Below are 12,707 nucleotides of genomic sequence, written 5' to 3'. Positions count from 1 at the left end.
AGAGTCCAATCGGTTGCTCGAATCCGTTATGTTGATCACAATTGGCCACGAAATAATTATTCTTAATAATCAACACATCAGACATTCGGAGAGAATCCCATGCAGAACTTTGCTAACCGCATCGTAAGCCATCGTGCTTTCGAGCATTTCATTATCGCTATTATTCTGGTCAGTGCGGTACTGATCGGTATAGAGACATCCGAGGAACTGCTTGCTGAATATGGCAATCTTCTGCTCTGGGGTAATCGTATGGTGCTGACCATCTTTATCATCGAGGCTCTGTTAAAGATGTGGGCGCTGGCACCCACAGTCGGGCGCTATTTCAGGGGTGGCTGGAACATTTTCGATTTCACCATCATCCTGCTGGCGTTGATTCCGAGTACCGGTGAACTCGCCATGCTGGCCCGTCTTGCCCGCCTGCTGCGGGTTCTGCGCCTGATCTCTGCTATCCCTGAACTGCGCCTGATTGTTGCCACGCTGATGAAGTCGATTCCCAGCATGGGCAATATCATGCTGCTGATGGGGGTGATCTTCTATATTTATGGGGTGGCCGGGCAGCAGCTCTTCCATGCCCATGATCCGCAGCACTGGGGTAATCTCGGTATCTCACTGCTGACACTGTTTCGCATTGTCACGCTCGAGGATTGGACTGATGTGATGTATACCGCGATGGAGATGCACCCGCTTAGCTGGATCTATTTTGTCAGCTTTGTGATTATGGGAACCTTTGTGATCATCAATCTCTTTATCGCTGTGGTGTTGAACAATCTTGAAGAGGCGAAAGAGGAGCGCTTAAAGGAGCTGCGCCAGCCGCCAACGCGTGATTGTCTGATGAAAGAGCTGGATCAGACCCAGAAAGCGCTGGAGCAGTTGCGCCAGCAACTAAGCGAGGCCAGACCGGAGAGGCTGCATCAGAAGTAAGCAGGCTAGCTGTTATCCAGTGTGGCCCTGATCAGCTGACTGATTCGTCCTGTTGAGTAAGGTTTTGAGATCACCGTTTCAGACTCCATCTCAAATACGCCATCGGAGCTGCGGGGTTTGGCATAACCGGTGGCAAAAATAATTTTCATCTCCGGCTCGATCTTTCGAATGGCAGTCGCTGCTTCATCACCACCCATCACCGGCATGACTACATCCATCACGATTAGATCAATCTCGCCGCTGTGCTCTTTGAAGGTGGCTACTGCTTCTGCACCATTTTGAGCTGTTAGAAGACGGTAACCCAGGCTCTCCAGCACAGCCTTGCCTGTTTCAATAACTGTGAGTTCATCATCCACCAGCAGGATGGTTTCACCCGCCCCGTTGATGATCACTTCACTTGAACTGGAGTCAGTGATCCACTGGTTGGATGGCAGTAGCGGCAACCAGATCGAGATGGTTGTTCCCTGATTAATTTGGGATTGAACACCGATTGCGCCACCATGGGATTGAATGGCTCCATAGACCATGGAGAGCCCCAGACCTGTACCTTTGCCCACCTCCTTGGTTGTAAAGAAGGGGTCAAAGATATGGGTAATATCGGCGCTGTTAATGCCGTAACCGTTATCCTGGATGGAGATGCAGACCAGCTCCCGCTCTGCGATCTCCGGGTGATTGTCGATAAATTGATCATCAGCTTCAAACGCTTCAAGTCGGATGGTGATCAGTGGATCTTTTACACTCTCCACAGCATCACGGGCATTGTTGATCAGGTTCATAATCGCCTGCTGAAGAAGGTTAATATCGCCATGGATCTGCAGATCATCCGACTCGATATTAATCGATAATCTGATGTTTTCCGGAATAGAGACCATGTGCATCTTGATGGCCTCTTTCAGTAGCAGGGAGATATTCATCGGATTCATGCGCTGCACATCTTCGCGGGCAAAGGCCAGCAACTGCTGAATCATACCTGCGGTTCGGTAAGAGAGATCCTCAATTGTTTCCAGTCTGTTCACAGCCTCTGGGCGATCCTGAATCGCTTTTTTGGCCAGATAGAGATTGCCGGTAATGCCTGCCAGTGTGTTGTTGAAATCGTGGGCGATGCCTCCGACCAGGGTGCCGAGTGCCTCCATCTTCTGGGATTGATGGAACTGCTTTTCCAGTTTCTCATACTCTTCAAGGTTTTGCTGGCTGCCTACGTAGTGGGTGATTTCACCCTCGCTGTTTTTGATCGGTGAGATGGTTAACATGGCTGCATAATTGCTGCCATCTTTTCTCCTGTTCACAATCCGGCCCTGCCAGGCCTGGCCGGATGAGATGGTGCTCCAGATCTCTTTGTAGAAGTGGTCACCGTGCTGATCACTTTTAATGATGTTGGAGTTATGGCCTGTGGCCTCATCTTTACTGTAACCGGTCAGCTGGGCAAAGGCCGGATTGGCGTAGGTGATGAAGCCCTTGCTATCGGTAATGATGATCGCCTCATTGGCCTGCTCTACAGAGGAGGAGAGGATGTGAACACTCTCTTCAGCCTGTTTCAGGTTCAGCTCATCTCTGGAGAGGCGTTTGTAGGTGAAGCCCAGAGCAATAAGACCCAGTATCCAAATCACACCATAGGTGAATGAATCACTTAGATTCAGCTTTTGCAGGTAGCGGGCGTGTTTATCAAAAGGTACAGAGGCGGTAATGCCGCCGCGGATATCACCGACTCTGTAACCTTGAGAGGCGTGACACTGAAGACAAGCCTGCTGCACGACCAGAGGGCGCATCAGGCGCATATAGGATTTACCATTCATCACTGTTATCTCTGATGCTTCTGCCACTCCTTTTTCAAATGAGCGCAGTGCATCACTCTCCCATGCATCGGCACCATTTTCCGGGCGCAGTGGATTCAGACTGGTGATATGGGCAACTCTTCTGTTGTTCTCATTGAACTGGTCATTGATAAGTCGGGTCATATAGGCGGGATTGACCAGTGTCAGCTTACGTCCGGTGGGTGTGACGATGTCGCGCTCTTCTACCAGCCCCTCCAGATAGGGGTTGGGTGGTGTTTTTTCATTCACCTCTACATAGAGGCCGCCGTGGCGGGCATTCCAGGCACGGGCTGCTTTAATGTGCTGGATGAGCACATCTGCCTCAGATTTGGCAAAGGTATTAACAGACTCCCGGTGACCCTGCAGGTTGGCGTTGAGAAGAAAAGCCAGAAGCAGTGACCAGATGATGGCCAGACCTATCAACCAGGTTCGAGAGTTGCTAAAGAGATGCATAACATAGATAAGCAATTAGCGTGCCTTAAAAAGTTGTGATGTTTGACTCGATTGCATAACAGAGGGAATATCTAAATCATGTTCTTCAATACAGTTAGTTTTACGCAAAGGGGCTATGCATGAGGGTTGCCAATGAAGATGACCTGCCACGGATTGTTGAGATCTATAACGCCACCATCTGCTCCAGGTTGGCCACTGCTGATATTGAGGCGGTAACTGTCGAAAGCAGGCGGGATTGGTTTGCAGCCCACTCAGATAAACGTCCCATTTTTGTCGAAGAGATAGATGGGGCTGTTGTGGCATGGGTCAGTTTTGAAAGTTTCTATGGTAGGGCAGCCTACCACCAGACTGCTGAGATCAGCATCTACGTTGATGCACCCTGTAGAGGCAGAGGTTTAGGCTCTAAGCTACTGACCGCATCGATCAAGCTGTCTCCATCACTGGGCTTGAAGAATCTGTTGGCATATATCTTTTCTCATAATGCCGGAAGTTTGAGACTGTTTGAGAAGCAGGGTTTCTCAATATGGGGCGAGTTGCCGGATGTGGCTGAGATGGATGGTGATCTGTTCAGCCTCTCTATTCTTGGCTTGCATCTCTGCAGTGAGACTGAAGCAGTTAAACTTGGGATACGCTGACTTTTTCAGAGTATCCCTTGCTGTTGAGGCGAAGTCGTAGCACCATAGCTGGTCTTACTGAAATTGGCAGGGAAGATGAGTGTTGTGGCGGGAAGGGACCCCAAATGAAATATTTAATCTTAGCGGTAGCTGTGCTCTCTCTTGGGGCATGTTCAACGCATACGACGATTGATAGTGCTGAATTGGCAGAGGCGCGTCTGGCAGTAGCCGCAGCAAAAACTGCCGGCGCTGAGTCTTGTACGCCTAAGTTGCAGGCTGAGGCTGTGGCAAGCCTGTATATGGCGGCACATGAATCATCTGAGACCTCCGGCTCTGAAGGGCGAGATCATCCTGATGAGCGAGAGCGTTTGATCAACAGAGCAATAACGAAAGCACGACAGGCACTGGAGCTAAGCCGGCTAAATTGCGGGGTGCCAACAGCTGCAGGGCCTGCTTTGAGCAGAATTCATTTTGATAATAACAGCTCCTGGTTAAACCGCAGTTCGGCAGCTGCGTTAAAACAGCTTGTGGTTACATTAAAGCAACAACCGGATTTGCAGCTTGTGGTGGCGGGGCATGCCAGTAGCCCTGAATCTGAAAAGTATAATATGTGGCTATCCCAGCGTCGTACAAAGCGGGTGCTTAACTATCTTCTCACCCACGGCATATCAGCAGATCGTCTGGTTGCCGAAGCTTATGGTGAGAGCCGATTGCTTGCTGATGAGAGCAGTGATGATGGCGAAGCGAAAAACAGACGTGTAGAACTCTCTATCAGATAGATAACGGGTACAGCTGCGGGTATCTTATTCGTGATCCTGTTGAAAGAGCATATTGATACGGCGGATAATCTGCGGCAGCACATTCATACGGTGACGATCCAGACGCAGGCGCAAGCGTGGCAGATGATCAAAGCAGTGGTCATCTGATTTCGGCCAGCGGAATACCTGATCAATCTTGCCATCACTAAGCACATCGCTGAACTCTGCATTCAGACGCAATAACGCATCCTCTGAAAGAGGTTCGAGAATCCGCAGCAGCACCGCCTTACCGACGTAGCGGAAGCTGTGGTAATTGAGATAGAACTCCTTGATATGGTCAGTCGCCGCTTCAACACTGTCGGTATGAAAGAGCAGATTGTTATCATCGGCATCAATCAGCCCGTCTTTCACCAGTCTGCGCATCCATGAGTGCATGAATGGGCCCCAGTAGTCATCACCGGGTGCCTCCAGTAGTACCACAGGCACCGGTGGGTTACGGCCGGTCTGTAGCAGGGTCAGGGTTTCAAATGCTTCATCGAGTGTGCCAAAGCCACCGGGTGTGAGTACCACCGCATCACTCTCTTTAAGAAAGAATACCTTACGGGTAAAGAAGTACTGGCAGTAGAAGTGACGGGATGAGTCGGCCATGATCGGGTTAGGTTGCTGCTCCATCGGCAGGTTGATATTGATGGCAAAGGAGTTCTTTTCACCGGCACCCTCATTGGCCGCCTGCATCATGCCACCACCGCCACCGGTGATGATCATAAAACCCTCATCCTTGAGTGCAGCAGCGCACTGCATAGTCTGGATATAACGCGGGTCATCGGTTTTGGTTCGGGCCGAGCCGAATACCGTCACCTTGCGCAGTGCCTGATAGGGTTGGAATACATCCAGTCCTTTGCGTAGTTCCCCCAGCATTTTGGCCAGCATCTTGATGTCGCCATTGCTGTAACCATCAGAGATCAGCCGCAAGGCCTCAACCAGAATAGCGCGTTTGTAGGGTGAATCGTGCGCATAATCGGCAATCAGTTTACGGGCATGTTCATGAATATGTTCGGGAAGTCCCTCTAATCCGGAAGGGTCAGTCAGTTCTGAATTCACAGGTTGTAGTCCCGCAATCTATTTGGCTGCATCAATAACAATATCGATACGCCGGTTCATTGCACGTCCTTGCGGGAAGTCATTACTGGCGATCGGACGCACTTCACCATAACCGAGTGCTTTCAGACGCCCGCCATCTGTGCCGGCAGCAATCAAAAAGTCGCGTACCGATTCAGCCCGTTTCAGTGAGAGTAGCTGATTGGGTTTCACATCTCCGAGGTTGTCGGTGTGTCCCTCAATGCGCACGCTTCTGTCGGCATAGGTTTCCAGAGCATCTTTCAGGCGACCAAGCAGCGCATGAGATTTTGTATCGAATTTGCTGCGGCCGGGAGGGAACTGCAGTCCTTTCATGCGAACCAGCAGCGAGCCATCGAGATTCACAAAGATATCCGCATCGCCTTTGTTAAACTGGGAACGTATTTTGGCCTGGCGTTTCTTCTCGAAGGTCTCTCGCTCCAGCTTGGCACGGAACACCTCTTTCATATCGGTGATCTGGGCATGCTGAGCCTGCTTCATCTCTTCAGTTTGTGCCTGTAGTTTGGACTGCAACTGTTCACCATACTGTAGTTTCAACCGTTTGGCATCTTCAACCCGGGCTTTGCGTTCACTTCTAAGCTGATCTTTAAGTTTCTGAACAGCTGTTGCCAGCTCCTTGTTTGAATAATTGACCAGCAGCACATTATTTTCCGGCTCAAGATCGAGAACTGTTGCCAGTTGCTGGCGAAACTCACGATATCTGATGGCATTGTCTTCGTGACTGCCGGTTTTCTTGCGCCACGCTTTAACCTGCAGACAGAGATCTTTGGCTTCGATGGCCAGCTTGTAGGCATCAGCTGGCTGAGTGGGCATGGTTGAACTCAAGCCATCAATATAATTGCGCAGTGCAGCGACTTTCTCTTTGGCTGCACTGTAGGTGATCGGTGCATATTTTGCTGCACTGCTTGCAGCTGCACTTGAAAGCGCTCTGGCAGCCAGCTCAGAGAGTTGCGGCAGGGCAGCGTTCATCGCCTGGTTGTAGGCCTCCTCAGCCTGAGCTGCAAACTCTTGTGTTTTGTTGAGTTCACCCTCCTCGCGACTGCTGATCACCAGGTCCAGTAACTTATCTGCACTGTCCAGCTGTTGCCGGGAGACAAGGTTGTTGCCGATCTCCGGTGAGGAGGCAACGATATTCACGACAGACTGGGTCTCTTTACGCAGCTTAAGCAGCGGGCTGTACTGTTTGCGAAAACCTGCAGCAGTGAGCCTGGCTTCAGAGAGCGTCACCGCTGCCTGTTTCAGTGCCTCAGCAGACTCTTCATGTTTCTGTTGATGGGCGGTAAGCATGGCGGAACCGAGGTAGGCCTCCACGCGTGATGTGGTTTGCGGGGCATAGCGGGAGTGGCCACTCTGTTTAAATGCTTTGAGCTCCTTCTCAAATGCTCTTGGGGTCATCGCCTCATCTGCATGCAGTGGTGAGACCAGTGCCGAGAGCAGCAGCAGGGTAGAGAATAGAGAAAGAAAAAAGCGTCTGTTAGCCAAGGTTTAACATCCTTTCCAGCGAGAGTTTGGCCCAGCGCTGTTGCTGCTTAGGCACTGATATCTGGTGGCTGATTTCACCATTTTTGATTGAAGTGAGTGCGGCGCAGAGATGCTGCGGATCGGTGCGGAACATCGTTGAGCACATGCAGACCATCGGTGAGAGGAACCAGACCGGTTTATCAGGGAACTGTAGACGCAGTCGGTTAACCAGATTCAACTCTGTAGCAATGGCAAAACTGGCACCGGTAGGTGCCGCAGCCACATGTTTGATAATCATCTCGGTGGAACCGATAAAATCAGCAGTTTCACACACTTCGCGTGAACACTCCGGATGGGCGAGAATCTCAATGCCGGCATGGTTCTTTCTCATTGTATCAGCATGTTCAGGTTTGAAGAGCTGGTGCACAGAGCAGAAACCTTTCCAGAGGATCAGTGTCGCATTCTCAACTGCTTCAGGCGTGTTGCCACCCAGTGGCAGTTCGGGATCCCAGATGATCATCTGTTCATCGGGGATGCCCATCGCTACAGCTGTATTTTCACCCAGATGCTGGTCGGGGAAGAAGAGGATCTTTTCACGGTTGCTCCAGCTCCACTCCATAATTCTGCGTGCATTGCCGGAGGTGCAGACGATGCCGCCATGTTCACCGCAGAAGGATTTCAGTGCGGCGGTGGAGTTGATGTAGGTGACAGGGGTGACGCACTCATCCGGATTGATAACAGTAGCCAGTTCATCCCAGCAGCGCTGCACCTGCTCATCATCTGCCATATCGGCCATCGAGCAGCCGGCAGCCAGATCGGGCAGAATCACGGTCTGCTCATCGGATGTGAGGATGTCGGCGGTTTCAGCCATGAAATGGACACCGCAGAAGATAATGTAGGGGGCATCGGTTTCGGCTGCCTTCTGGGCCAGTTTGAGTGAATCACCACTTACATCAGCAAAGGCGAACACCTCTTCGCGCTGATAGTGGTGGCCCAGAATCAGCACCTGATCACCCAGTTCGGCTTTCAGGGATTTGATCTGTTCAATAATATCTGTTTCAGGGGTGTCGTATAGCTGCTTAAGCAGCGCCTGTGAAGTCATTGCCAAAGTTTCCGGCGGCATCGCTCCCTTGTCAAATTACGATTTTCTATTTGAACCGCGAATGGACGCGAATAGACGCAAATATTGGAAGCAGGAAAGTGGCTAATAATGAATCCCAGTTCAACGAAGAGATATAACTTAAGTTTTTATCGCTCGTTGTCTCTTATTCGAGTTCATTAGCGTCCATTCGCGGTTCCTCTTTCGTCTGCGCGTGCATCAATTGCCTGCTGCGGTTACGCTTCGCACAAGACCTGACTGGAGAGTTTTTATGCCTGCTTATCGTTCCCGCACATCCACCCATGGCCGTAATATGGCCGGTGCCCGCTCACTCTGGCGCGCTACCGGTATGAAAGATGGTGATTTTGACAAGCCGATCATCGCCGTGGTCAACTCCTTTACCCAGTTTGTGCCGGGTCATGTGCATCTCAAAGATATGGGGCAGCTGGTAGCGCGCGAGATCGAAGCAGCCGGTGGTGTAGCCAAAGAGTTCAACACCATCGCCATTGATGATGGCATCGCTATGGGTCATGGCGGCATGCTCTACTCTCTGCCATCCCGCGATCTGATTGCCGATTCGGTTGAGTATATGTGTAATGCCCATACTGCCGATGCCATGGTCTGCATCTCCAACTGCGACAAGATCACACCGGGCATGCTGATGGCCGCGCTGCGGCTGAATATCCCGGCGGTATTTGTATCCGGTGGCCCGATGGAGGCCGGTAAAATCACGATCAATAACCGCGAGGTTCATCTTGATCTGGTTGATGCCATGGTAATGGCTGCTGATCCCAATGAGTCCGATGAAGATGTAGCTGCGGTTGAACGTTCTGCCTGTCCGACCTGCGGTTCATGCTCGGGCATGTTTACCGCCAACTCGATGAACTGTCTGGCTGAAGCACTCGGTCTGGCACTGCCGGGCAATGGTTCGCTGCTGGCCACGCATGCGGATCGTAAAGAGCTGTTTTTAGAGGCTGGCCGCACCGCTGTAGCTTTGTGTGAACGCTATTACAAAAATGAAGACCTATCTGCGCTGCCACGCTCCATCGCTACCTTTGAAGCGTTTGAGAACGCCATGGCACTCGATATCGCTATGGGTGGTTCCACCAATACGGTACTGCATCTCTTAGCCTGTGCGCAGGAGGCCGGTGTCGATTTCACCATGGCTGATATTGATCGCATGAGCCGCAAGGTGCCCAACCTGTGTAAAGTTGCACCTGCGGTACAACACTACCACATGGAAGATGTGCATCGCGCCGGTGGCGTGGTCGGTATTCTTGCCGAGCTGGATCGGGCCGGGCTCATTCACAGAGACGTGCCAACGGTGCATGCGGCCACGCTTGGCGCAGGGTTGGATGCCAACGATGTGATGAATGCGTCGAATACCGCACCGCGTGAGATGTATCGCGCTGCACCCGGTGGCATCCCGACGCAAACCGCATTCTCACAATCCGAGCGCTGGAAATCGCTGGATACTGATCGCGAGAGCGGTTGCATCCGTAATCTTGAAAACGCCTACTCCAAAGAGGGCGGTATCGCTGTGCTCTACGGCAATATTGCCGAGAACGGCTGCATCGTAAAAACCGCAGGTGTGGATGAGTCGATCTGGAAGTTCACAGGTCGGGCGCGTGTGTTTGAATCACAGGATGATTCAGTCACCGCTATCCTCAATGATAAAATCGTGGCCGGTGATATCGTCATTATCCGCTATGAAGGCCCTAAAGGTGGCCCCGGCATGCAGGAGATGCTCTATCCGACCTCCTACCTTAAATCCAAAGGCATGGGCAAGGCGTGCGCACTGCTCACCGATGGCCGTTTCTCAGGTGGCACATCCGGTCTCTCTATCGGCCACGCCTCTCCTGAAGCTGCCGAGGGCGGTGCCATTGGTCTGGTGGAAGAGGGCGACACGATTGAGATCGATATTCCGAATCGTTCGGTTCATCTGGCTATCTCAGATGATGAACTGGTCAGCCGTCGTGCTGTGATGGAAGCCAGGGGATCAGATGCATGGAAACCTGTTGATCGTCAGCGTCCGGTATCCAAAGCGCTGCTGGCCTATGCTGCTTTGACGACTTCAGCCGATAAGGGTGCAGTACGTAATCTGGATCAGCTGAAATAACTCAGCTTGCTTGAACTTAAAAGGCGGCAATTTGTGTGCCGCCTTTTTTAATAATGAATGAAGATGGAGGGGATAAGTGAGCGAAAACAATTCCGCAAGAGATAATCAGGATCAATCATCTGAACAGGTGGGAGATCAGAGCGCTCATCTCGATTCGCTTATCGCTCAGTTTGAAGGTGACTGCGATATAGATATGGCAACCAAAGCAGATGTGGCAATCGACGCAGAGAAATCTGAACTGGATGAATCTGCCGCGCAGAGCACGGCGGCGATTGAAGCGGCTGCAGAGTCTGAACCCATAGAGCGAAACGATAGCAGTATGATTGTTCTGCTGGTCAGCATTGTCGCCATAGCCCTGCTCGGCAGTGCGATCTGGAAGGATTTCGCGGGTGGCGAAGAGAAGATTGCTGTTATTGATCAATCGCTGACAAACACGACACCTGCACGGATTGGTGCACAGATTGATGCACAAACCGATGCCCAGCCTGTAGCCGTTACTATTAAAGATAAGCAGGCGTCTCTGCCTGCTCTCAAAACCCCTGCAGAGAAAGAGCTGCAAGCGGCTGAAGCAGAGCAGGTGACGGCAGCTGTTGTGAAACAGCAAGAGCCGGAGATGCAGACAGAAACTGTAGCGCCCCCTGCCAGCAAAGAGGTACAAGCTGTCAAACCGGTCGCGCCTAAGGTGGTAACAGCCAAAGCTCGTAAGATCTCCTGGGCGGTAAATCTGACATCGGTCTCTACGCTGGCTTCGGCTGAGAAGATTCAGCAGGGCCTTAAAAACAGGGGCATCACAAGTGAAGTGAAACAGGCCACCATCGGCGGCAAATCATACTATCGCATTCGTATTGGTGGATTTGGTAGTAAGCAGGAAGCTGAACAGGTCAGGTTGCCACTGCTCAAAGAGAGAGAGTTCAGCAGCGCATGGTTGGAGCGTTACCGTGAAGAGGCTCAGTTAGCGGAGTAGCTCTGTCGTATAGCTGTCGTACATGGGGCCAAAACGTCGTTTGTATGGCTCTGTTTATTATCAAGTTTGGCTAATACCTGTTTGTGGAGTACCAATCTTGTGATTTGGGTCAACGTATTAACGGAGTAATATCGTAACGTTTTGCGCTGCTCCTGATCAGGGTGATGCATTCAAGGTTGTGGAGCAGGGAGAGGTGAATGATGGAAGAGCTGACTTACCTGACTGCGGATTCAGGCATCCATGCTGAAGAGCTTGTCGATCTCGATGATGCCACAGCAGAGGAAGCGCCCGTGCAGCAGCGACTGTTCGGCCCGTTTAACTACACAAAAGATATCATCGATGCGATTGTTGAAATGACACAGGTGATTCCTCTGTTCGATAACTTCGACCCTATGCAACTCAGGGTGATTGTCTCGCATATGCAGATTATCCGCCTGGAGGCGGGGGAGTGCCTCTTTACCGAGGGAGAAGAGGGCGATGAGACCGGTTTTATCGTCTCCGGTCGGGTGAAAGTGTTTAAGCAGACACATGGCGGTCAGCATGCATTGGTATCGACGCTGTCGCGCGGACGCAGTATTGGCGAAATGGCGATGATCGATTCCTACTGCCGTTCAGCAACTGCAATCACCAGTGAGGCTACGACCATGCTGACGCTCAAACGCAAACACTTCGAGCAGATTGTGGCGGTGGATTCGCAAACGGGCTTCGCCTTTATGAAGGCGCTGGCGCGGGTGGTCTGCCTGCATCTGCGCCGAACCTCGAACCAGTATGCCGACGCCTGCGAAACAGTAGGAGAGGTCACGGACGACTCCTGTCTGATGGAGGCGATGGTGAGCGGATCTACGGAGCGAGCGCAGCTGGAAACCATGGCTGCCGGTAGAGTTGCCTGATCGGGGTAATCACGAATTCCGGGAAGGTATACTAGATAAGGCCCTCTGCGAAAGCAGGGGGCTTTTCATTTTGCGGATTTCAGATCGCCGGTCTATGCTCAAGGTAATAATGGGTGAATCGCTACCGTATTGCTAGACACCTAAGAGCGTGACAAATTAGCTCTATGGAGGTCACGATGAGTGGCAAGCGATATACAGAAGAATTCAAGATTGAAGCAGTGAAACAGGTGGTTGATCGTGGCTATTCGGTTTCATCAGTTTCAAAGAGATTAGGCATAACGACGAAGAGTCTTTACGAATGGATCAATAGATTCGGGAAGCCTGATTCTCAGCACAATCAACTGACAGCTCAACAGCAGGAAATACGAGCCCTGAAGAAAGAGTTACGCCGGGTAACGGATGAGCGTGATATCCTAAAAAAGGCCGCAGCGTACTTTGCCAAGGAGTCCCAGTAAGGTACGCCTTCATCAAAAAGAACCT

General features: G+C 51.4%; 10 protein-coding genes and 1 pseudogene. 7 read left to right on the top strand and 4 right to left on the bottom strand.

The features are described 5' to 3' along the window. Positions 1 to 99 precede the first annotated feature (99 nt). Entirely contained in the window at positions 100 to 921 is an 822-nt protein-coding gene (locus F3F96_RS11590; protein ID WP_176963443.1) for an ion transporter, read from the top strand. A gap of 5 nt (positions 922 to 926) precedes the next feature. Here F3F96_RS11590 and F3F96_RS11585 read toward each other — a convergent pair whose 3' ends face one another. Further along, positions 927 to 3,185: a DUF3365 domain-containing protein gene (locus tag F3F96_RS11585; protein WP_176963442.1), complete on the bottom strand. Its 2,259-nt coding sequence runs from the start codon at positions 3,183 to 3,185 to the stop codon at positions 927 to 929. Between the two features lie 119 nt (positions 3,186 to 3,304). On the opposite strand from F3F96_RS11585, the gene F3F96_RS11580 reads away from it, so the two are divergent. Together F3F96_RS11580 and F3F96_RS11575 are read left to right on the top strand one after the other, a co-directional pair. Continuing rightward, on the top strand, positions 3,305 to 3,820 hold the full coding sequence (locus F3F96_RS11580) for a GNAT family N-acetyltransferase (RefSeq protein ID WP_176963441.1): 516 nt from the start codon (positions 3,305 to 3,307) through the stop codon (positions 3,818 to 3,820). Between the two features lie 104 nt (positions 3,821 to 3,924). Next, the gene (locus tag F3F96_RS11575; RefSeq protein WP_176963440.1) at positions 3,925 to 4,578 is read left to right on the top strand and encodes an OmpA family protein; all 654 of its coding nucleotides are present in this window, start codon (positions 3,925 to 3,927) and stop codon (positions 4,576 to 4,578) included. A 24-nt stretch (positions 4,579 to 4,602) separates the two neighbouring features. On the opposite strand, the gene F3F96_RS11570 is transcribed toward F3F96_RS11575, so the two are convergent. The 3 genes from F3F96_RS11570 to nadA are packed head-to-tail and all read right to left on the bottom strand — an operon-like array spanning position 4,603 to position 8,257. After that, positions 4,603 to 5,658 (bottom strand): TIGR00730 family Rossman fold protein, encoded by a 1,056-nt coding sequence (locus tag F3F96_RS11570; protein WP_370465546.1) that lies wholly within the window; start codon positions 5,656 to 5,658, stop codon positions 4,603 to 4,605. Positions 5,659 to 5,676: 18 nt separating this feature from the next. After that, positions 5,677 to 7,176 (bottom strand): OmpA family protein, encoded by a 1,500-nt coding sequence (locus tag F3F96_RS11565; protein ID WP_176963439.1) that lies wholly within the window; start codon positions 7,174 to 7,176, stop codon positions 5,677 to 5,679. Beyond that, positions 7,169 to 8,257 carry a quinolinate synthase NadA gene (gene nadA, locus F3F96_RS11560; protein ID WP_176963438.1) on the bottom strand — a complete coding sequence of 363 codons (1,089 nt, stop codon included), beginning with the start codon at positions 8,255 to 8,257 and terminating at the stop codon, positions 7,169 to 7,171. The genes F3F96_RS11565 and nadA overlap by 8 nt, the downstream gene beginning before the upstream one ends. A 268-nt stretch (positions 8,258 to 8,525) precedes the next feature. Between nadA and ilvD the strand changes: the two genes are divergently transcribed. The 4 genes and pseudogenes from ilvD to F3F96_RS11540 form a co-directional block, all read left to right on the top strand. Further along, positions 8,526 to 10,373 carry a dihydroxy-acid dehydratase gene (gene ilvD, locus F3F96_RS11555; protein WP_176963437.1) on the top strand — a complete coding sequence of 616 codons (1,848 nt, stop codon included), beginning with the start codon at positions 8,526 to 8,528 and terminating at the stop codon, positions 10,371 to 10,373. Between the two features lie 76 nt (positions 10,374 to 10,449). Next, on the top strand, positions 10,450 to 11,337 hold the full coding sequence (locus F3F96_RS12755) for an SPOR domain-containing protein (protein WP_176963436.1): 888 nt from the start codon (positions 10,450 to 10,452) through the stop codon (positions 11,335 to 11,337). A 197-nt stretch (positions 11,338 to 11,534) separates the two neighbouring features. After that, a complete protein-coding gene (locus F3F96_RS11545) occupies positions 11,535 to 12,227 on the top strand; it encodes a cyclic nucleotide-binding domain-containing protein (RefSeq protein WP_241697813.1) in 693 nt (230 codons plus the stop codon). 176 nt (positions 12,228 to 12,403) lie between these two features. Next, positions 12,404 to 12,707, top strand: a pseudogene (locus F3F96_RS11540) (transposase); the annotation flags it as partial.

Origin of the sequence: Mariprofundus sp. NF, assembly GCF_013387455.1 — a bacterium.
GTDB lineage: Bacteria > Pseudomonadota > Zetaproteobacteria > Mariprofundales > Mariprofundaceae > Mariprofundus.
This window is presented reverse-complemented; position numbering and strand designations above follow the sequence as displayed.